The 21,019-nt window shown below is 59.9% G+C and carries 14 protein-coding genes; 3 read left to right on the forward strand and 11 right to left on the reverse strand.

Annotation, left to right across the window (positions count from 1 at the left end; all coding sequences use genetic code 11):
- Positions 1–60 precede the first annotated feature (60 nt).
- From rpsO to HU730_RS25855, 3 genes are all read left to right on the forward strand, one after another.
- Positions 61–330, forward strand: coding sequence for a 30S ribosomal protein S15 (gene rpsO, locus HU730_RS25845; protein ID WP_003177875.1), 270 nt, complete (start codon positions 61–63; stop codon positions 328–330).
- Positions 331–525: 195 nt separating this feature from the next.
- Positions 526–2,631 carry a polyribonucleotide nucleotidyltransferase gene (gene pnp, locus HU730_RS25850; RefSeq protein ID WP_105228510.1) on the forward strand — a complete coding sequence of 702 codons (2,106 nt, stop codon included), beginning with the start codon at positions 526–528 and terminating at the stop codon, positions 2,629–2,631.
- A 294-nt stretch (positions 2,632–2,925) separates the two neighbouring features.
- Positions 2,926–3,546 carry a BON domain-containing protein gene (locus tag HU730_RS25855; RefSeq protein WP_034127006.1) on the forward strand — a complete coding sequence of 207 codons (621 nt, stop codon included), beginning with the start codon at positions 2,926–2,928 and terminating at the stop codon, positions 3,544–3,546.
- A gap of 284 nt (positions 3,547–3,830) precedes the next feature.
- Here the strand turns inward: HU730_RS25855 and HU730_RS25860 are convergent, their stop codons facing one another.
- From HU730_RS25860 to HU730_RS25910, 11 genes are all read right to left on the reverse strand, one after another.
- A complete protein-coding gene (locus HU730_RS25860) occupies positions 3,831–6,752 on the reverse strand; it encodes a DUF748 domain-containing protein (protein WP_034127007.1) in 2,922 nt (973 codons plus the stop codon).
- A gap of 88 nt (positions 6,753–6,840) precedes the next feature.
- The gene (locus tag HU730_RS25865) at positions 6,841–7,857 is read right to left on the reverse strand and encodes a class I SAM-dependent methyltransferase (RefSeq protein WP_034127008.1); all 1,017 of its coding nucleotides are present in this window, start codon (positions 7,855–7,857) and stop codon (positions 6,841–6,843) included.
- 92 nt (positions 7,858–7,949) lie between these two features.
- A complete protein-coding gene (gene acs, locus HU730_RS25870) occupies positions 7,950–9,887 on the reverse strand; it encodes an acetate--CoA ligase (RefSeq protein ID WP_060764105.1) in 1,938 nt (645 codons plus the stop codon).
- Positions 9,888–9,991: 104 nt separating this feature from the next.
- Positions 9,992–11,656, reverse strand: a complete 1,665-nt coding sequence (pgi, locus tag HU730_RS25875; RefSeq protein ID WP_034127010.1) for a glucose-6-phosphate isomerase — start codon at positions 11,654–11,656, stop codon at positions 9,992–9,994.
- A 224-nt stretch (positions 11,657–11,880) separates the two neighbouring features.
- On the reverse strand, positions 11,881–12,732 hold the full coding sequence (gene panC, locus HU730_RS25880; protein ID WP_057975465.1) for a pantoate--beta-alanine ligase: 852 nt from the start codon (positions 12,730–12,732) through the stop codon (positions 11,881–11,883).
- Positions 12,729–13,529 carry a 3-methyl-2-oxobutanoate hydroxymethyltransferase gene (gene panB, locus HU730_RS25885; RefSeq protein WP_034127012.1) on the reverse strand — a complete coding sequence of 267 codons (801 nt, stop codon included), beginning with the start codon at positions 13,527–13,529 and terminating at the stop codon, positions 12,729–12,731. The genes panC and panB overlap by 4 nt, the downstream gene beginning before the upstream one ends.
- A 321-nt stretch (positions 13,530–13,850) precedes the next feature.
- Entirely contained in the window at positions 13,851–14,333 is a 483-nt protein-coding gene (gene folK, locus HU730_RS25890; protein ID WP_057975464.1) for a 2-amino-4-hydroxy-6-hydroxymethyldihydropteridine diphosphokinase, read from the reverse strand.
- Positions 14,334–14,335: 2 nt separating this feature from the next.
- Positions 14,336–15,739 (reverse strand): polynucleotide adenylyltransferase PcnB, encoded by a 1,404-nt coding sequence (locus HU730_RS25895; protein WP_003194157.1) that lies wholly within the window; start codon positions 15,737–15,739, stop codon positions 14,336–14,338.
- Positions 15,740–16,434: 695 nt separating this feature from the next.
- Complete coding sequence (locus HU730_RS25900) at positions 16,435–17,871, reverse strand: sigma-54 dependent transcriptional regulator (RefSeq protein ID WP_060764106.1); 1,437 nt, start codon at positions 17,869–17,871, stop codon at positions 16,435–16,437.
- 22 nt (positions 17,872–17,893) lie between these two features.
- On the reverse strand, positions 17,894–20,848 hold the full coding sequence (locus HU730_RS25905; protein WP_161975095.1) for a sensor histidine kinase: 2,955 nt from the start codon (positions 20,846–20,848) through the stop codon (positions 17,894–17,896).
- On the reverse strand, positions 20,832–21,008 hold the full coding sequence (locus tag HU730_RS25910) for a hypothetical protein (RefSeq protein WP_003176118.1): 177 nt from the start codon (positions 21,006–21,008) through the stop codon (positions 20,832–20,834). The genes HU730_RS25905 and HU730_RS25910 overlap by 17 nt, the downstream gene beginning before the upstream one ends.
- Positions 21,009–21,019: the final 11 nt, after the last annotated feature.

Below are 21,019 nucleotides of genomic sequence, written 5' to 3' on the forward strand. Positions count from 1 at the left end.
ATTTGTCCCTGGCCTGTTGAAACTGCCCTTTGGGTGGTTTCCTGAAAAAAGGATTGCCTCATGGCTCTCGACGTTCAAGAAAAAGCACAAATCGTAGCTGACTATCAGCAAGCTGTTGGTGACACTGGTTCGCCAGAAGTGCAAGTTGCACTGCTGACCCACAACATCAACAAACTGCAAGGTCACTTCAAGGCCAACGGTAAAGACCACCACTCCCGTCGTGGTCTGATCCGCATGGTAAACCAGCGCCGTAAGCTGCTGGACTACCTGAAAGGCAAGGATCTGGGTCGTTATCAGACTCTGATCGGTCGCCTGGGTCTGCGTCGCTAATAAGCGATTGCGCTAGAGGTTGGTTGTCTGCCGCGTGTCATCGGGATTCCCGTTGGCCCGTGGTAGGCTCCCAGCCTCAAGTTTTATCTGGATACACGTTTTACCCTGGACGAGCGTCGGGCCGATTCCCGGCATTGCCCAAGAATTTCGCAAGAAGACAAGTTCCCCCAAGAGCCACAAAGAAGGTAGGACACCGTGAACCCGGTTATCAAAAAATTCCAGTTCGGTCAGTCGACCGTTACCCTCGAGACAGGCCGTATCGCCCGTCAAGCCTCCGGCGCAGTGCTGGTTACCGTTGACGACGACGTGACCGTATTGGTGACCGTTGTTGGCGCCAAGACCGCTGACCCGAGCAAGGGCTTCTTCCCTCTGTCCGTTCACTACCAGGAAAAGACTTACGCTGCCGGTAAGATCCCTGGCGGTTTCTTCAAGCGCGAAGGCCGTCCTTCCGAAAAAGAAACCCTGACTTCCCGACTGATCGACCGTCCGATCCGTCCGCTGTTCCCAGAAGGCTTCATGAACGAAGTGCAGGTTGTCTGCACCGTCGTTTCCACCAGCAAGAAGACCGATCCGGACATCGCTGCGATGATCGGTACCTCGGCTGCCCTGGCCATCTCCGGTATTCCTTTCGATGGCCCGATCGGCGCTGCCCGCGTTGCGTTCCACGAAAGCACCGGCTACCTGCTGAACCCGACTTACGAGCAACAGAAAGCCTCGAGCCTGGACATGGTCGTTGCCGGTACGTCCGAAGCCGTATTGATGGTTGAGTCGGAAGCCAAAGAGCTGACCGAAGACCAGATGCTGGGTGCCGTACTGTTTGCTCACGACGAGTTCCAGGTTGTGATCAACGCGGTTAAAGAATTGGCCGCCGAAGCTGCCAAGCCGACCTGGTCCTGGGCTGCTGCCCCGGAAGCCACCGAACTGCTGGGCGCTATCCGCTCCGAGTTCGGCGCTGCCATCTCCGACGCCTACACCATCACCGTCAAGGCCGACCGTTATGCTCGCCTGGGTGAGCTGAAGGACCAGGTCGTCGCCAAGCTGTCCGGCGAAGAAGGCCAGCCTTCCTCCAGCGAAGTCAAAGCTGCTTTCGGTGAGATCGAATACCGCACCGTTCGCGAAAACATCGTTAATGGCAAGCCACGTATCGACGGTCGCGACACCCGCACCGTGCGTCCGCTGAACATCGAAGTCGGCGTTCTGCCGAAGACCCACGGTTCGGCGCTGTTCACCCGTGGCGAAACCCAGGCCCTGGTCGTTGCGACCCTGGGTACTGCCCGCGACGCACAACTGCTGGACACCCTGGAAGGCGAGAAAAAAGACCCCTTCATGCTGCACTACAACTTCCCTCCGTTCTCGGTGGGCGAGTGTGGTCGTATGGGCGGTGCAGGTCGTCGCGAAATCGGTCACGGCCGTCTGGCCCGTCGTTCGGTTCAGGCCATGCTGCCTGCCGCTGACGTGTTCCCGTACACCATCCGTGTCGTATCGGAAATCACCGAGTCCAACGGTTCCAGCTCCATGGCTTCGGTCTGCGGTGCTTCCCTGGCTCTGATGGACGCCGGTGTGCCAATGAAGGCGCCGGTTGCCGGTATCGCCATGGGCCTGGTTAAAGAAGGCGAGAAGTTCGCCATCCTGACCGACATCCTGGGTGACGAAGACCACCTGGGCGACATGGACTTCAAAGTGGCCGGTACCGCCAAAGGTGTGACCGCGCTGCAGATGGACATCAAGATCAAGGGCATCACCGAAGAGATCATGGAAATCGCCCTGGGCCAAGCCCTGGAAGCGCGCCTGAACATCCTCGGCCAGATGAACCAGATCATTGGTCAGTCCCGCACCGAACTGTCGGAAAATGCTCCGACCATGATCGCGATGAAAATCGACACCGACAAAATCCGTGATGTCATCGGTAAAGGCGGCGCGACCATCCGTGCGATCTGTGAAGAAACCAAGGCTTCGATCGACATCGAAGACGACGGTTCGATCAAGATCTTCGGCGAAACCAAGGAAGCGGCTGAAGCAGCACGCCAGCGCGTACTGGGTATCACTGCTGAGGCCGAGATCGGCAAGATCTACGTCGGCAAGGTTGAGCGCATCGTCGACTTCGGCGCGTTCGTCAACATCCTCCCGGGCAAAGACGGTCTGGTTCACATCTCCATGCTGAGCGATGCTCGCGTTGAGAAAGTGACCGACATTCTGAAAGAAGGCCAGGAAGTGGAAGTGCTGGTACTGGACGTGGACAACCGCGGCCGTATCAAGCTGTCCATCAAGGACGTAGCAGCAGCCAAGGCTTCGGGCGTTTAATCACCCGCAGGCTTCACGCTGAAAAAAGGACTCCTCGGAGTCCTTTTTTTATGGGCGCGAGAAAATGAAGCAGAATCAGCTGTTTAGCGCCGCCCAAAAGCCGCAACTTGCATGCAGGCACGATGAGCTTCATGCAAGTTGCACGATTTCGAAAATTTAAGTTTTTCATAAGTCATTGTTTAATAAGGGATTTAATCTGTTCAGCCAGTTGGCACACTGTCTGCAATATCCCTGGTAGCGCTGCAGCATGAAGGTTTACGCCTGCAGACTTTTAATAAAACAGGAGTTACTCGTATGAAGAAGTTCGCTCTCGCTACTGCTACCGCTCTGACCCTGGCCATGGGTGCTAACGTAGCCTTTGCTCAGACTTCCCAAGCCCCTATGACTTTGGCGGCGGGTGAAGCGACCAAGGCTAAGGAAAGCGTTTCGGATACTTGGATCACCACTAAAGTCAAAGCTGACCTGCTGACCGAAAAAGGCATTCCAGGTTCGGACATCAAGGTTGAGACCAACAAAGGTGTGGTTTCCCTGTCCTCCGACGTCGCTATCTCGGATTCGCAGAAAGCCACTGCTGTAGCCATCACCAAGAAAATCAAAGGTGTGACTGCGGTTTCTGCTGACGGCCTGCTGGCTGGCGGTGCTACCAAAGCTGACGGCATCGACAAAACCAAAGGCGCTGCCCACGACGCTAAAGAGACCACCAGCGATACCTGGATCACTACCAAAGTGAAGGCTGACCTGGTAACTGAAAAAGGCATTCCTGGCACCGACATCAAGGTTGAAACCAACAAAGGTGTTGTATCCCTGTCGTCGCCTACCGCTGTGACCGCTTCGCAGAAAGAAACGGCTGTAGCGATCACCAAGAAAATCAAAGGCGTTAAAGCTGTATCGGCCGACGGCCTGAAAGCAGAGTAACGCTGACGTTTCGTTTGAACTGAATAGCGGCGGCTTAGGGTGAGTTAGATATCCACCTGACGCACCTCTGGAGTTCATGCGACCGGCCACACGGATGTGGTCATTACAGGCCCCGGCACTTGTGTCGGGGCCTGTTCTATTTCAGGCTGAAACAGAATGATCAGACCAAAAAAATGTGGGAGCTGGCTTGCCTGCGATGCTGGCACCTCGGTCATTCAGTTGCACCGAGGTAACAGCATCGCAGGCTAGCCAGCTCCCACATCAGGATGGGTGGTGCTTAGAAGTTACTCAGCATCCAGGTGCATTGGAGTGATCACCCGACCATCTTTCTCGGCCTGCCCCAGCTGCGCATCGATGAAGTACACGCGGTCATCTTCCAACTGGCCCTTGTCCACCAGGTAATCCTTGATCGTGCTGGCTCGGTCCTGCCCCAACTGGCGCAGTAGCACGTCACTGCCACTCCAAAACTTGATCACACCGTCCTTGAGCTTCGCCGAGCGCTCATCGCTGCCCAGGTCTTTCCATTCGGCCGGGGGTTGCTGTTTGAGGCGGGTGCGGTAGATGCCTTCCAGCAATGGTGCTTTTTCCTTCTCGGGCACCTCAAGCAACGAGGCCTGAGCCGGGACTTTGTCGCCACGGCGCTGGAGGATCTTGTAATAGTTGTATTGGTATTCACGTTCCAGTCGCTGTGCGGCCAGGAACGGCCCGTCGCTGCTGGCGGCGGCTGTGCCTTCAATTTCCAGGCGCAGGGCTGGACGCTCTTTCAGCGCCTTGGCCAGGGTGTTCAGGGCACCTTCGGCGTCTTTGTTCAGTTCACTGGAGCCTGCGGCGAACGATACATTGCCCAAGTCTTCAGAGCCACCACCAGTGACCAGCCCGCCAATGAACTTGAAGGGCGCGGTTGCCGCACGCACCACGAGGTTGCGCAGGGTCTGCCACACAATCGGCATCACGCTGAATTGCGGGTTGTTCAGGTCGCCGCTTACCGGCAGTTCGATGGAGATCTTGCCGTCGGAGTCCTTGAGCAGGGCGACAGCCAGGCGAATCGGTAAATCGACGGCATCAGAGCTGTCGACTTTTTCACCCAACTGCAGTTGCTCGACCACCACTTTGTTTTCAGCCTTCAACTGGCCTTTGGTGATCACGTAGTGCAGATCGAGATTCAGGCGGCCCTTGCGGATGCGGAAGCCTGCGAATTTACCTGAGTAAGGTGTCAGGTTGGTCAGCTCGACACGCTTGAAGCTGGTGGCGATGTCCAGCGCGGCCATCGGGTCAAACGGGTTCACGCTGCCTTTGATCGTCACTGGCGCGTAACGGTCCACCTTGCCCTTGATATCGACGCTGGCCGGTTTGGCCTGGCGACTGTCGATGGTGCCAATCTGGCCGTTGAGCTGTTGAATCGCGGTGGCAAAGTTGGGGGTGAGGCTGAAGTCGGCAAAGTTGGCCGAACCGTCGTTGATCGCGATCTGCCCGATATGAATGCCCAGGGGCTTTTCGTTGCTGGCGGCAGGTTTGGCTGCCGACTTGCTGCCGCTGTCGGCCGGCTGCGGAATCAGCAGGTCGTCGATGTTGGTGGTGCGATCTTCGTTGATCATGAACCGCGCATACGGCTGCAACAGGTTGACCTTGTCGATCGACAGGCTTTGGCCGTGCTGGTAGTTCAGGCCTTCCAACACCAGGCGCTGCCACTTGAGGAAGTCGCGGGTCTTGAGGGTGTCCAGGGTATGCAACTGGTCAACCTGGGCGCGGCCGGTGATCTGAAGGGCAAGTGGCTCGGTGCTTTTGAGGTTTACGTCCAGGTTGCTGCCGAGCATGCCGCTGCGCAATTCCAGGCGGATAAACGGGCTGATATAGGCCTGGGCGACCCGCAGGTCGATGTCCTGGGTGTTCACTTTCAGCTTGGCGCTGACCGGGTTGAGGTTAACTTCGCCGGTTGCCTGGATCTTGCCTTGCTTGCCCAGGCCGGTGTCGACCTTCAAGGCGAAGGGGCTCTGGTTGAGGCTGTCGAAGTTCTGTACGTCGACATTCAACGGGCCCAGTTCCAGCGCGACCGCTGGTTTAGCCTGGCGGTCGGCCAGGTGCACCTGATAGTTACGCAGTTGCACATCCTTGAGCAGCACTTGCCACGGTTTGCTCGGGGCCGCCGGTTGCGCCGACGGCGCGTCGGCAGCGGTTGGTTCCGGTGCCTTGGCCGGTTTGCTCGGTTGGCTGGCGAACAGCTTCTGCCAGTCCAATTGACCATCGGCCTCACGGGCGGCCCAGGTTTCCAGCTTGTTGCTGCGGATCTTGCCGACAATGACCTGCTGCTTGGCCAGGTCTACCGTGGTTTCGCTGACGTCCAGGCGCTCCAGGCGCGCCAGTGGCCGGCCATCGGGGGCCTTTATAGCAAAGGGGGCGATGCTGGCGGCGGTGTTGGTCAGGTTCAGCTCGGTTTCTTTGGCCAGGCTGAATTTGTAGTCAGTGCTGAAGTTGAGCACCCCGTCTTCCAGCACCAGTGGCAGGGCGTCACGTACATACGGCCACCAGGCTTTCATCTTGCCGTCGGTCACCTTCAAGGTGCCTTCGGAGGTGATCGGTACCAGGCTGAAGTTGCCTTTCCAGTCGATCTGGCCACCTTCGGGGCCGGCGGCGACCAGCGTCATGTCGGCATTGTCGTCAGGCAAGGTGCTCAGGTTTTTCAGCTCGAAGTCGAGTTCGTCGTAGAGGAATTCGATGGGCTCGCTGGGGCGTAGGTCCTGGAAGTGCAGGTTACCGCCCGCCAGCTTGATGCTGTCGATACGCAGTGGGAACGGCTTGGCATCGGGATCGGCCGGGGTTGGCTCGCTCGGTGGCAGTTTGAACAACTGCGCCAGGTTCAGTTGGCCGGACTTGTCGAACAGCAGTTCGGTCTTGGGCTTGTCCAGTTGCACATCGGCCAGGTGCAGGGCGCGGGTCCAGAGGCTGTCGATCTGCAGGTTGGCGTAGAGGCGTTCGAAACCTACTTGCTCTTTGCCTGGCTCACCGATCTTCAGGCCCCACAGCGTCAGTTCCAGGCTGAAGGGGTTGAGTTCGATGCGCTCGATTCGCGACGGCACCGTGGCGTAATTGGCCAACTGTTGGTTGGCAATGCGAAGGGCGATGCCGGGTAATATCAGAAAGCCCAGCAAGCTGTACAAAGCAAGGGCGGTCAACAAGGCGCCTACGGCGCGGATCAATCCTTTGGGCATGGGTGAACGCCATCTATGTCGAACGGGAGTGCCTTGGAGTATGGCACGGGAATTCGGTTCCGAAGAACCGTGGGCGCTGGGAAACTTCCTACAAATGCAGGATCAGCGTCTTCAGCGGAGGCTGTTGGTCCCTGGAGGGAAAGTCGCCTCCAGGTGTCATAACCTGCCATTCGCGCACCGGGCGCCCGGCCTTTTCTGCACAACGCAGCACCTGCTCACGCCAGTCCTCCATGCTGACTTTTGCCAGGTTGTTGCAGCAAATCAGCACGCCATTGTCGGCGGTGGCCAGCAGTGCGGGTTTGAGCAGGCTTTGATAGTCGCGCAACAAATCGACCGTGCCGAAGGCGCTCTTGGCCCAGGCGGGAGGATCGAGCAGTACCAGGTCGTACTGGCGTTGCTCCAGGCGCGGATAGCTCGGCAGCTTCTGCCCGCGCCGCTGGGTGATGGGCAGGCCCGCCAGTTGGCGAATGGCCGGGAAGTAATCGGATTGTACAAACTCCATGCTCGGCAACTGCGGGTTGAGCTGGCCGTTTTCACGCCCCACTGCCAGGTTGCCCTCGGCAAAGTCCAGGTTGCACACCTCGCGTGCGCCGCCCGCTGCCGCGCTCAAACCTACACCGCAGGTATAGGCGAACAGGTTCAGCACGCTTTTGCCGGCGCTGTGGTCCTTGACCCAGCCCCGGGTGTTGCGCAGGTCGAGGAACAGCAGTGGGTCTTGCCCGGCGTGGCGCCCACGCACACGGTAATTGAGGCCCCACTCGTGGCCGACCAGGTCTTCCAAGGCGCCAGGCTCCGCGCGGTACACCGTGTCTTCGCGGTCGATGCGCGAGTTGCCGCGGGCACGGTCGTTGTACACCAGCAACAATTCCAGGCCCATGTATTGGTTGATCAGTTGGTGCAGGTCCAGCAGGTCTGCAGTTTCCAGGGACTGGTGGAAGCTTTGTACCAGCAATTGCGGGCCGTAGCGGTCGATGGTCAAGCCGCCGGCGCCTTCCTGGCTGCCGTGAAACAGCCGATAGCAGTCCGTACCCTGGGCGTGCAGTGTGTTGATCAGGTCTTGGCGGTGATCGAGGGCGGCGCGCAGCGCCTGATTCAAGGGAGTCATGGAGCGCGCCTTGCTGGTAGATGAATAAGAAAAATGGGGGGCGAAGTTTAACAGCTAACCCCGGCCTGCACAGGCCGGGGATAATCCTGGCGCTATCGGTTGAGGCGTTTGTCGATCAAACCGTCCACCACGCTGGGGTCTGCCAGGGTCGAGGTGTCGCCCAGGCTGTCCAGTTCGTTACAGGCGATTTTGCGCAAGATGCGCCGCATGATCTTGCCGGAGCGGGTTTTCGGCAGGGCAGGGGCCCATTGGATCAATTCCGGTTTGGCGAAGCTGCCAATCTCCTTGCTGACCAATTCCAACAGGTGCTTTTTCAACGCGTCGCTGGGTTCGACGCCATTCATGGGGGTGACAAAAGCGTAGATACCCTGGCCCTTGACGTCGTGGGGGTAGCCCACCACGGCGGCTTCGGCGACCTGATCATGCAGCACCAGGGCGCTCTCCACTTCAGCGGTGCCGATGCGATGGCCCGAGACGTTGATCACATCGTCGATCCGCCCGGTGATCCAGTAGTCGCCGTCTTCATCGCGCCGTGCGCCATCCCCGGTGAAGTAGTAGCCGGGGTAGGGCTTGAAGTAGGTGTCGATCATGCGCTGCGGGTCGCCGTAGACGCTGCGAATCTGCCCCGGCCAGCTTGATCTGATGGCGAGTACACCACTGCCGGCGCCACTGATTTCCTTGCCCTGTTCATCGAGCAACACTGGTTGTACGCCGAACATGGGCTGTGTCGCGCAGCCCGGTTTGATGCGCTGGGCGCTGACCAGCGGGCTGAGCATGATGCCGCCGGTTTCGGTCTGCCACCAGGTATCGACAATCGGGCAGCGCTGTTCGCCGACGGCGTTGAAATACCAGTCCCAGGCTTCCGGGTTGATCGGCTCGCCCACGCTGCCCAGCAGGCGCAGGCTGGCGCGGGATGTGCTCTGCAGCGGGCCGTGTCCTTCACGCATCAGTGCGCGCAGGGCGGTGGGCGCGGTATAGAAAATATTCACCTGATGTTTATCGATGACCTGCCAGAAGCGCGAACTGTCCGGATAACTCGGCACGCCTTCGAACATCAGCGAGGTGGCGCCATTGGCCAGCGGACCGTAGACGATATAGCTGTGGCCGGTGACCCAGCCCACGTCGGCGGTGCACCAGAACACTTCGCCTTCCTGGTAATCGAGCACGTACTTGAAGGTCATCGCCGCTTGCAGCAGGTAGCCAGCGGTGGTGTGCAACACGCCTTTGGGTTTGCCGGTGCTGCCGGAGGTATAGAGGATGAACAGCGGGTCTTCAGCGTCCATCGGCTCGGGTGGGCAGTTGTCGCTGGCGGCGTCCAGGGCAGCTTGGTACTTGAGGTCGCGGCCCTCGTGCCAATTCACGCTCGCCCCGGTGCGCTCCACTACCAGTACCGTGCTGACGTTCGGACAACTGGCCAGGGCTTTGTCGACGTTATGTTTCAACGCCACGGGCTTGCCACCGCGTACGCCCTCGTCGGCGGTGATCACGGTGCGGCAATCAGCGTCGAGGATGCGGTCGCGCAGGGCGTCAGGAGAGAAACCACCAAACACCACCGAGTGCACTGCGCCAATTCGCGTGCAGGCCAGCATGGCGTAGGCCGCCTCGGGGATCATCGGCATGTAGATGCACACCCGATCACCTTTGTTCACGCCGCGGCTTTTCAACACATTGGCCAGACGGCTGACGTTTTGGTGCAGTTGACGGTAAGTAATCGTGCAGGATTTTGACGGATCGTCGCCTTCCCAGATGAAGGCCGGCTGATCGGCGCGTTGCGCCAGGTGGCGGTCGATGCAGTTATAGCTGACGTTCAACTGACCGCCGGCAAACCATTGGGCGGCACCGGTGTGGATGTCTGACTGCTGGACGCTGTGCCAAGGTTTTATCCAGTCGAGAAAGCCCTTGGCCTGTTCGGCCCAGAAGGTGTCTGGCTGGTCGATGGATTGGCGATAGAGGCGCTGGTAGTCCTCTTGACTGAGCTGCGCAGCCCGGCGGACGGCATCGGCGGTGGGAAAGGTGCTGATATCGAACATGAGCGCTCCTTATTCTTGTTTTGCGACAAGTCATAAAGATGCACCCTGGGACGGGAGGGTTCAAGGCCAGCGTCCAAACGGACGTTGACCTTGAATGAACGGCTTCAGCCGCGGTGACGACCGCGGAAGTAGTTGATCAGGCCCTGGGTCGACGCATCTTCGGCCAAGGTTTCTTCGGCGCCGGTCAGGCGGTTGTACACGCCTTTGCCCAGCTCCTTGCCCAGTTCAACGCCCCATTGGTCGAAGGCGTTGATGCCCCACACCACGCTCTGCACGAACACCTTGTGTTCATACATAGCCACCAGTGCGCCAAGGCGACGCGGGCTGATGCGCTCGACCACCAGGGTGTTGCTCGGACGGTTACCCGGGATCACCTTGTGCGGTGCCAGCTTCTGTACTTCGGCTTCCGGCAGGCCCTTCTCACGCAGCTCGGTTTCGGCCTCGCTGCGGGTCTTGCCGAGCATCAGCGCCTGGCTCTGGGACAGGCAGTTGGCGTACAGCCACTGATGGTGGTCGGACACAGGGTTGAAACTGACGATCGGCACGATGAAGTCGGCCGGGATCAATTGAGTCCCTTGGTGCAGCAACTGGTGGTAAGCGTGCTGGCCGTTGCAGCCTACGCCGCCCCAGATCACCGGGCCGGTATCGGTGGACACTGGCGTACCGTCCTGGCGCACGCTCTTGCCATTGGATTCCATGTCCAACTGCTGCAAATGCTTGGTGATGTTACGCAGGTAATGGTCGTACGGCAGGATCGCATGGCTCTGCGCACCCCAGAAGTTGCCGTACCACACCCCCAGCAAGCCCAGCAGCACGGGCATGTTGGCTTCGAACGGCGCGTTCAGGAAGTGCTGGTCCATGGTGTAGGCACCCGACAGCAGTTCCTTGAAGTTGGACATGCCGATAGCCAGGGCAATTGGCAAGCCGATGGCAGACCACAGCGAGTAGCGCCCACCGACCCAGTCCCACATTGGGAAGATGTTTTCTTCGCGAATACCGAAAGCCACGGCCGCGGCATTGTTGCTCGAGACGGCGATGAAGTGGCGATACAGCTCGGCTTCCGAGCCCCCCTGGGCCAGGTACCAGGCGCGGGCGGCCTGGGCGTTTTTCAGGGTTTCCAGGGTGTTGAAGGATTTGGACGAGACGATAAACAGCGTGGTCTCGGCGCGCAGCTTCATGGTCAGTTCGTGGAACTCGCTGCCGTCGATGTTCGCCAGGTAGTGGCAACGCACGCCTTTATGGGCGTAGGACAGCAAGGCCTCCGAGACCAGTTCCGGGCCGAGGAATGAGCCACCGATACCGATGTTCACCACGTCGGTGATCGGCTTCTCGGTGTAGCCGCGCCACAGGCCGTCGTGGATACGGCCGACCAGGTCAGTGATCTGGTTCAGCACCTTGTGCACGTCCGGCATGATGTTCACGCCGTTGACCGACAGCTTGTCGCCCACCGGGCGGCGCAGGGCGGTGTGCAGGGCAGGGCGGCCCTCGGAGGAGTTGACCGGTTCGCCAGCGTACTGCGCGTCGATCGCCGCCTTGAGATTGACTTCCTTGGCCAGGCCCACCAACAGGTCGCGGGTTTCGCTGGTGATCAGGTTTTTCGAGTAATCGAGGAAAAGTCCGCAGCTGCTCAAGGTGAACTGGGAAAAACGCTGAGGATCGGCATTGAACGCCTCGCGCATGCTGAAATCCTGCATGGCTTGGCGATGTTGAACAAGCGCTTGCCAGGCGGGCAGCGCGGTAACGTCATGAGGGGTGCGGTAGTACGCCATCGCTGCGGGTTTCCTTTTATTACGGGGACTGCCTTTAGGACACTTCAAAGCCCGGAACATCCAGTCTTATCGCAAGGATTGGGTTCCAGACAGCGCTAACCATAGCGCAGGGCAGTTACATTAAACCTAGCGTGTGGATATGTCTTGGCTTTGTCTGCGCTGTGGCCGGTACTTTTTTATACCGGCACAGCCGTCGGGGCAACAGGTTGAGGGTAAAGCGGGGGTCAGGCGAGGTTCAGGTGCAGGTTATCGATGAGGCGTGTTGCCCCCAGATAAGCGGCGACCAGGATCACCACATCACGATCTTCAGCCGTGGCCGGGCGCAGATGTACGCCTTGGCGCACTTCCAGGTAGTCCATGCGCAGCCCCGCGGCTTCAATCTGCTGGATGTGCTCGGCGCGAAGCCTGGCAAAATCGTGATCGCCGCTTTTGATGGCCGTGGCGATCTGGCTGAGCGCGCGGTACAGCACTGGCGCGACCGCCCGTTGCTCATCGGTGAGGTAACCGTTGCGTGATGACAGCGCGAGGCCGTCCTCGGCGCGCACGGTGGGCTCGCCGATGATCTGGATCGGCATGTTCAGGTCGCGGACCATGGCGCGGATCACCGCCAACTGCTGGTAGTCCTTCTGGCCAAATACGGCCATGTCCGGCTGGACCATGTTGAACAGCTTGCTGACCACCGTGGCCACCCCTTCAAAGTGCCCTGGGCGGCTGGCGCCGCACAAGCCTTCGGACAGCTGAGGCACGCTGACGCGGGTCTGGCCGTTCATGCCGTCGGGGTACATTTCCTCGACCGTGGGCGCGAACAGCAGGTTGCAGCCGGCCTGCAGGAGTTTTTCCTGATCGGCGGCCAACGTGCGCGGGTATTTGTCCAGGTCTTCGCCAGCACCGAATTGCAGCGGGTTGACGAAAATGCTCGCCACCACGAAATCCGCTTGCTGCGCGGCCTTGGTCACCAGGGTGGCGTGGCCGCTGTGCAGGTTGCCCATGGTGGGTACAAAGCCGATGCGCTTGCCGGCGCTACGGGCGTGGGTTACGGCAGCCCGCAGTTCGCGGACGGTTTTAACGGTGTTCATGCCGAGAATCCGTGTTCAACGCCTGGGAACGTCACGTTTTTGACTTCGCTGACGTAGGCGCTCAGGGCGGCGTGGATGCTGTCCTGGCCAGCCATGAAGTTCTTCACGAACTTGGGCACGTGGCCGGTGATCGACAGGCCGAGCATGTCGTGCAGGACCAGCACCTGGCCGTCGGTGGCGGAACCGGCGCCAATCCCGATCACGGGCACTTTGACGGCCTGGGTGATTTCGGCAGCCAGTTCGCTAGGCACGCACTCCAGCAGAATCATCGCTGCACCGGCCTGTTCCAGGGCGATGGCATCGGCGCGCATCTGGCGGGCCTGGGCTTCATTGCGGCCCTGAACCTTGTAGCCACCGAGGATATTCACCGACTGCGGTGTCAGGCCCATGTGCGCGCACACTGGCACGCCGCGCTCGGCCAGCAGCCGGATCGACTCGGCCAGCCACACGGCACCTTCGACTTTGATCATGTGCGCGCCGGCCTGCATCAGCTTGCCGGCGTTCAGGAAGGTTTGCTCAAGGGTGGCGTAACCCATGAACGGCAGGTCCGCGATAATAAAGGCGCCATCGTTGCCACGCTTGACGCTGGCGGTGTGGTAGGCGAGTTCATCGGTGGTCACAGGCAGCGTGCTGTCATTCCCTTGAAGAACCATGCCCAAGGAGTCGCCCACCAGCAGCACTTCGACTCCAGCCTGGCAGCTGGCGTGGGCGAAAGTGGCGTCATAGCAGGTCAGCATGGTGATTTTTTCACCTTTGAGCTTGAGGCTCTGCAAGGTGGTCAGGGTAATGTCTGGCATGAAAGGGTCCTCGTTCAGGCGCTTGGAAACAGCGAGTAACGCGCGTGAGTCTTCGTTTATACAGGCGCACTGTCTTGAAAGCAGTGCTTATAAGGCCTGGATTGCGCCCTGTCGCGCCGGGTTGGCGGCAGCGGGACGCCTATAGTCGTGAGGAGGACACGGGAAGTCAATTGGATGTGTTACCGCATTGTTACGATGGCGGTGTTACCGCTGTTACTGACGCGATTGTAGGAGCGAGCTTGCTCGCGAAGAAACCATAGGCGCCGCGTTTAGTCAGGCTGAGCGCGTTATCGTTGGTGATTTTCGCGAGCAAGCTCGCTCCTACAGAGGTAGGCGTTCCAGGCCGACGAACGGGCAGGCGGTGAGCAGGTCGCTCAAACGCTGGCCGTCAGGTAGCTGCAGGTCGGCGGGCGCCAACTCAGCCAACGGATACAGCACAAACGCGCGCAGATGCATCTGGTAATGCGGCACCTTGAGGCGCGGCTCGTCGATCAGGCGATCACCGAACAGCAGGATATCCAGGTCCAAGGTGCGCGGGCCCCAGCGTTCCAGGCGTTCGCGGCCCTGATCGTTCTCGATGGCTTGCAGCGCATCAAGCAGGTCCAATGGCGCCAGGCGACTGTCCAGCGCCGCAACGGCGTTGGTGTAGCGCGGTTGGCCTGGCAGCAGTGAATCGCTTTGATAGAAGGCGGACACCCCGGCGAGGTGGGTGCCAGGCAGTTGCGCCAGCGCCTCGATCGCGCTGCGCAATTGTTGTTGCGGGGCAGCCAGGTTGCTGCCCATGCCGATGTAGATACGTTCCACGTTTATTCGCCCGCAGCGCCCGAGGCATCGGCACTGCTGCGTTTACGCTTGGTGCCGCTACGGCGACGCTTTTTCGGCCCTTCGCCGGCGCTATCGCCTTTGCTGCCCAGCTCACGAATCATTTCGCGGCGCTGGCTGTCATTGGCGTCCTGATAATCGGTCCACCATTCGCCCAGGCCATCGGTCTGCTCGCCCGCGCTTTCACGTAGCAGCAGGAAGTCGTAGCCGGCACGGAAACGCGGGTTGTCCAGCAACAGATCGGCGCGCTTGCCGCTGCGGCGTGGCAGGCGCTCCTGCATGTCCCAGATTTCGCGGATCGGCATGGTGAAACGTTTAGGGATGGCGATGCGTTGGCACTGTTCGGCGATCAGCTCGTGAGCCGCTTCCTGCATGGCCGGGATCGGCGGCATGCCACGGTCCTGCAGGCGCAGTACGCGTTTGGGCAGGGCCGGCCACAACAAGGCGGCAAACAGGAATGCCGGGGTCACTGGTTTGTTCTGCTTGATGCGCAGGTCGGTGTTGATCAAGGCTTCGCTGATCAAGGTGTGGGTGTACGTCGGGTTGTACTCCAAGGCCTCGGCGCTGGCCGGGAACAGGGGGTCGAACAACTGCAAGTCCACCAGCATTTCAAAGGTGTCGGCGGCGTAGCCCGAAAGGAACAGCTTGAGTACTTCCTCAAACAGGCGTGCCGAGGGGATTTCCCGCAGCATCGGCGCCAGTTCGCGAATCGGCGCGGCGGTGTGTTTTTCGATGCCGAAGTTGAGCTTGGCGGCGAATCGCACGGCACGCAGCATGCGCACCGGGTCTTCCTGATAGCGCTGCGTAGGATCGCCGATCAGCCGGATCAGGTTGTTGCGAATGTCGTGTACGCCGTTGGCGTAATCGAGGATGCGCTCGCTGACCGGGTCGTAATACAAGGCGTTGATGGTGAAGTCGCGACGTTGCGCGTCCTCTTCCAGGGTGCCATACACGTTATCGCGCAGGATGCGCCCGCTCTCGTTGCGGGAAGACTGGTTAGTGTCCTCCTCTTCATCGTTTTGCGGGTGACCGGCGCGGAACGTTGCGACCTCGATGATTTCGCGACCAAAGTGGATATGCACCAGCTTGAAGCGCCGGCCGATGATTCGTGCATTACGAAACTCGGCGCGCACTTGTTCAGGCGTGGCGCTGGTGGCGACGTCGAAATCCTTGGGCGTGATGTTGAGCAGCATGTCGCGTACGCAACCACCCACCAGGTAGGCCTGGTAGCCGGCGTTCTGCAAACGTTCGACGATGTTCACTGCATAACGGCTGAATTGAGCGCGCTGCAGCGAATGCTGGCTGCTATTGAGCACTTCAGGCGTGCTGCGTTTGTGTTGCGTTCGACGCAAGGGAGAACGGAATGACTGGAACAACTTCTTCAGCATGGGATGCACTGTTTGAAGGAATGTTCGGCCATAACGAAGAATGACCGCATGATGGGCGGGGATTCTAGCATTTAGTCAGGGGATGGTGTAGGAACAAGCTAAAGGCATTGCGCCATAAGCGTTTGAAGGTCAAATCCCGGAAACTACAAGGGGAGCCGAAGCTCCCCCAGAAGTAGTTGCGTGCTCTATTTTTATTATTGATGTCGGGCTTCTTGTTTTTGTTGATCGCCCTCGCCACGAAGCTTCCTTCATGACACTCCCAATCGGGAGCCAAGAGCAAACGGATTGCTTTGGTCGCTGTGTTGCTGATCTACGATCCAACCAGTTCAGGCTCTGCCTTAGGGCAGTTTTTGTTGTTCTCGGCCTGGTTGCGGGGCAAGCCCCAAATGCAACGCCTCTCCAAAAGAATCAGTTAGCTGCGCCTCCGCCGTGTTGTTTTTGTTATGCGTGAGTCGATTCGTCTTATTTTTATTGTCTTGTACAAAGCTTGTTATTGTTTTTGTACTAAGCATATAGCAGGGTGCGTGCCAACTTTTGCGCCGTCCAGCAAAACCGGGGGTTTGGGCTGGTTTCGCCAGATTGAGGGCCAAAAAAAAGCCGGGGCTTCGTTACCGTAAGCCCCGGCTTTTGTTACGTGAAAATTCAGCGGTAACAGTTTTTTCACATCAGCAGGTGTTACCTGTGGGGCTGCACCCTCAGCTTTCGCTGGCCACCCCGGTCTTGCGCCGCGGAATGCCCAGGCGCTGACGCCGTTCCCACAGGCATTTGCGACTCACGCCCAGCTTGCGTGCCAGCTCTGTCTCGGTCATATGGTCCTGATGCTCGAGCACGAAGTGCTGGAAGTAGTCTTCCAGTGACAAATCTTCCGTCGGTTCATGGCTGGTATTGCTACCGCTGCCCTGCTGCGGGGACAGGCCAATGAAGTCGTCGTCATCCAGGTCGCTGAGCTCAATGTCGATGCCCAGCAACTCGGCGGAAATCTCCGGGCTCTCCGACAGAATCACGGCGCGCTCGACGGCGTTCTCCAGCTCGCGCACGTTCCCTGGCCACGAGTAGTGACGGATCGCCTGTTCGGCGTCCGCGGCAAACTTCAGGTCGGTGCGGTCAATGCGTGCGCCTTGACGCAACAGGAACGCGTTGGCGATTTCGTTGACGTCGGCGCCACGCTCGCGCAGGGCCGGCAGTTTGAGCGCGATGACATGCAGGCGGTAATACAAGTCCTCACGAAACTGGCCGATCTTGGCCAGGCTCTTGAGGTCACGGTGTGTCGCCGCGATCAATCGAACATCGACCTTCTGCGATTGCACCGAGCCGACCCGGCGAATTTCGCCTTCCTGCAGCACGCGCAGCAAACGCGCCTGGGCTTCCAGGGGCAACTCGCCAATTTCATCGAGGAACAAGGTGCCGCCGTCCGCGGCCTCCACCAGGCCCGCACGCCCGGCGCTGGCGCCGGTGAATGCACCTTTCTCGTGGCCGAACAGCTCGGATTCGATCAGGGATTCGGGGATCGCCGCGCAGTTCACCGAGATCATCGGCGCCTTGGCGCGCTTGGACAGGTTGTGCAGGGCGCGGGCCACCAGTTCTTTGCCGGTGCCCGATTCGCCCTGGATCAATACATTGGAGTCGGTCGGCGCCACCTTGCGGATCTTGCTGTACAAGTCCTGCATCGGAGGGCAGGAGCCGATGATGCCGATCTCGCCATTGCTGTTGCTGGCGCCTGGTTTTTCGGCGCCGCTGGTCTTGCCGGTGGGGCGTGGCTCGGCAGGCGCACTGCTGGCCGACACACGGTCACGCAGGATGCGGGCCACGGCCTGGAGCATCTCGTCGTGGTCGAAAGGCTTGGCGATGTAATCCACCGCGCCCATCTTCATCGAGTCCACCGCCGAGCGCAGGCTGGCGTAGCTGGTCATGATCAGCACCGGGGTGCCCTGGCCCAGCTTGATCAGCTCGGTGCCCGGGGCGCCTGGCAGGCGCAGGTCACTGACAATCAGGTCGAACGTGGGAATGCTGAATCGCTCTTGGGCTTCCTGCACCGAGCCGGCTTCGCTGACCTGGTACTGATTACGTTCAAGCAGGCGACGCAAGGCAGAGCGGATAATGGTTTCGTCTTCGACGATCAAAATGTGCGGCATTGATTCAATTCTCTCGACGGTCTCAGTTCACAGCGGACGTCGCTTCGACATGACGCGGCAAGGTCACCCGGATACGGGTGCCGCGTTGGCTTTGTGTGTCAGCCGGGCTGTCGATGGTGATTTGTCCATAATGCTCTTCAACGATGGAATAGACCAGTGCAAGGCCCAGACCGGTACCTTCACCGGGGTCCTTGGTGGTGAAGAAGGGTTCGAACAATCGGTCCATGATGTTCTGTGGAATGCCGCTGCCTTCGTCTTCCACGATCAGGTCGACCGTGTGCTCGAAAGCCTCGCTCTTGACGCGTACAGCACTGCCGGCCGGCGACGCGTCGCGGGCGTTGGACAGCAGGTTGATCAGCACCTGGGCCAGGCGTTGTGAGTCGCCATCGACCCAATGCTCCGGATCGCACAGGTTAAAGAACTGTACTTCGAAATTGCGCCGGTTCAAGGCCAACAGCCCAATGGCATCCTGGGCCACTTCGGCCAGGCACACCGCTTCGTCCTGATTCTGATGGGCGCCGGAGTGGGCAAAGCTCATCAACGACTGGACGATGCGTGAAACCCGCTTGGTCTGTTCAAGGATTTGCCCGCTGATTTCGGTGATTTCCCCGTCTTCTTCACGCTCTTCCCGCAGGTTTTGCGCCAGGCAGGCGATACCGGTGATCGGGTTACCGATTTCATGAGCAACGCCGGCCGCCAGGCGCCCAATGCTGGCCAGGCGTTCGGAGTGCACCAGCTTGTCTTCGAGCATCTGTGTATCTGTCAAGTCTTCTACCAGCAGCACCAGGCCGCTGTTACCCGGCGCCAGAGGTTCGTCGATGGCCGCTTTGTGCAAGTTGAGCCAGCGGGTCTGGCCGTCGAGGGCCAAGTGCTGTTTGTGCAAGTGCTCGTCTGGCAGGTTGATGAAACCCTGCAGCAGCTCTTTCCAGGGATCGCCCAGGGTATTGAGGCGCGAACCCACCACCCGCTGGGCGGCGATGCCGGTGAGCTCTTCCATGGCCTTGTTCCACATCAGGATTTCCTGGTCCTTGGCCAGGGAACACACGCCCATCGGCAGTTCCTGCAGGGTCTGGCGGTGGTAACGGCGCAGGGCATCGAGTTCGGCCGCCAGGCCCGTGAGGCGCGAGTGGTAATCCTCAAGCCGGCTTTCGATGAAGTGGATGTCTTCGGTGACGTAGTTTTCGCCACCGGCCTTGTAGGGCAAGAAGGTTTCCACCATGTCCTGGGACACGCTCGGCCCCATCAACCCAGACAGGTTGGCTTCGATACGGTCACGCAGGCGGCGCAGGGCATAGGGGCGGCGCTCGTCAAATGGCAGGTAGAGGTCGCGTAGCGCCTGTTCAACTTCCTTTTGTGCGGCCTTGGCACCCAGGGGCTTGGCCAGTTGTGTGGCGAACTCCTGGGGCGAGGCCGCATGCAGTTCGCGGCGTTGCGGGCGGCGCACGTTATCCACCGCACAGGCTTCGGCGGCGCTGGTTTCTTCGGCGCTGGCGTTGGTGAACAGCGAGATCAGGGTAAACATCAGTACGTTGGCGGCCAGCGAGGCGATGGCAGCCATGTGCCAACTGGTGTCGTCCAGCACGTAAATCATGTTCAGCAACGGGATATAGAAGCCCTGCAAGTTGCCGACCAGCGGTAGCAGCATGGTCACGGTCCACACCAGGATCCCGGCCAGCAGCCCGGCAATAAAGCCACGGCGATTGGCGGTCGGCCAGTACAGCACCGACAACACGCCCGGCAGGAACTGCAAGGTGGCGACAAACGCGACGATGCCGAGGTTGGCCAGGTCTTGCCCGGCGCCCAGCAGCAGATAAAACGCGTAGCCGGCCATGATGATCGCGACGATCAGCGCGCGTCGGGTCCATTTCAACCAACGGTAGATATTACCCTCGGCTGGCGGCTGGTACAGCGGCAGTACCAAGTGGTTGAGCGCCATGCCTGAGAGTGCCAGCGTGGTGACGATGATCAACCCGCTGGCGGCCGACAACCCCCCGACATAGGCCAGCAGCGCCAGAGCCGGGCTGTTGGCGGCAATACCGATGCCCAGGGTGAAATACTCAGGGTTGGTGGTGGCCCCCAGTTTCAGGCCGGCCCACAGGATCAGCGGCACCGCCAGGCTCATCAGCAACAGGAACAGCGGCAAGCCCCAGCTGGCGCTGACCAGCGAGCGCGGGTTGAGGTTCTCGGTGAAGGTCATGTGGTACATGTGCGGCATCACGATCGCCGAGGCGAAGAACACCAGCAGCAGCGTACGCCATGGTCCCTCCTGCAAGGGCGTATGCAAGGCGGCGAGGGCGGTCTGGTTTTGCAGCAGCCACAGTTCCAGCTGTTGCGGCCCGTCGAACACGCCGTAAAGCGCGTAAAGGCCGACGCCGCCGATGGCGATCAGCTTGATGACCGACTCAAAGGCAATCGCAAACACCAGGCCCTGGTGTTTCTCACGGGTGGCGATATGGCGAGAACCAAAGAAGATGGTGAACAAGGTGATCAGCGCGCAGAACGCCAGGGCAACCCGATGTTGCACGGGCTCGCGAGTCAGGATGCTGATGGAGTCGGCCACCGCCTGGATCTGCAGGGCCAGCAACGGCAGCACGCCGATCAACATGAAGATGGTGGTCAGCGCGCCGGCCCAGGTGCTGCGAAAGCGAAAGGCAAACAGGTCTGCCAGGGAGGACAGTTGGTAAGTCCGGGTGATTTTCAGGATCGGATACAGCAGTACCGGCGCCAGCAGGAACGCGCCGGACACCCCCAGGTAACTGGAGAGAAAGCCGTAGCCGTACTGATAGGCCAGCCCAACCGTGCCGTAGAACGCCCAGGCACTGGCGTAGACGCCCAGGGACAAGGTGTAGGTCAGCGGATGGCGAATGATCGCCCGCGGAATCATTCCGCGCTCACTGATCCAGGCCACGCCGAATAACGCAGCCAGGTAGGCGGCGCTGATCAGCAGCATCTGGGTGAGACTAAAGCTCATCGGCATCTTTTTGGCTCTGCAGGATGAAGGTCACGACGATCAGGATCAGCCATAGCAGATAAGGGCGATACCAGGCGCCCGTGGCGTCGATCCACCAATCCATGATGGCGGGGGAGAACAGGTAGATCCCGACGACCAGCAGCAGGACCAAACGATAGATGTACATGTTGGCCTCTG

Origin of the sequence: Pseudomonas sp. SWRI22, assembly GCF_014268395.2 — a bacterium.
GTDB lineage: Bacteria > Pseudomonadota > Gammaproteobacteria > Pseudomonadales > Pseudomonadaceae > Aquipseudomonas > Aquipseudomonas paracarnis.

Coding starts and splice junctions, on each gene's coding strand:
- panB (WP_034127012.1), bottom strand. CDS start 13,529: ATGCCAGACATTACCCTGACCACCTTGCAGAGCCTCAAGCTCAAAGGT.
- pgi (WP_034127010.1), bottom strand. CDS start 11,656: ATGGCGTACTACCGCACCCCTCATGACGTTACCGCGCTGCCCGCCTGG.
- HU730_RS25900 (WP_060764106.1), bottom strand. CDS start 17,871: ATGCCGCACATTTTGATCGTCGAAGACGAAACCATTATCCGCTCTGCC.
- HU730_RS25895 (WP_003194157.1), bottom strand. CDS start 15,739: ATGCTGAAGAAGTTGTTCCAGTCATTCCGTTCTCCCTTGCGTCGAACG.
- HU730_RS25855 (WP_034127006.1), top strand. CDS start 2,926: ATGAAGAAGTTCGCTCTCGCTACTGCTACCGCTCTGACCCTGGCCATG.
- acs (WP_060764105.1), bottom strand. CDS start 9,887: ATGTTCGATATCAGCACCTTTCCCACCGCCGATGCCGTCCGCCGGGCT.
- HU730_RS25910 (WP_003176118.1), bottom strand. CDS start 21,008: ATGTACATCTATCGTTTGGTCCTGCTGCTGGTCGTCGGGATCTACCTG.
- HU730_RS25905 (WP_161975095.1), bottom strand. CDS start 20,848: ATGCCGATGAGCTTTAGTCTCACCCAGATGCTGCTGATCAGCGCCGCC.
- HU730_RS25860 (WP_034127007.1), bottom strand. CDS start 6,752: ATGCCCAAAGGATTGATCCGCGCCGTAGGCGCCTTGTTGACCGCCCTT.
- panC (WP_057975465.1), bottom strand. CDS start 12,732: ATGAACACCGTTAAAACCGTCCGCGAACTGCGGGCTGCCGTAACCCAC.
- rpsO (WP_003177875.1), top strand. CDS start 61: ATGGCTCTCGACGTTCAAGAAAAAGCACAAATCGTAGCTGACTATCAG.
- HU730_RS25865 (WP_034127008.1), bottom strand. CDS start 7,857: ATGACTCCCTTGAATCAGGCGCTGCGCGCCGCCCTCGATCACCGCCAA.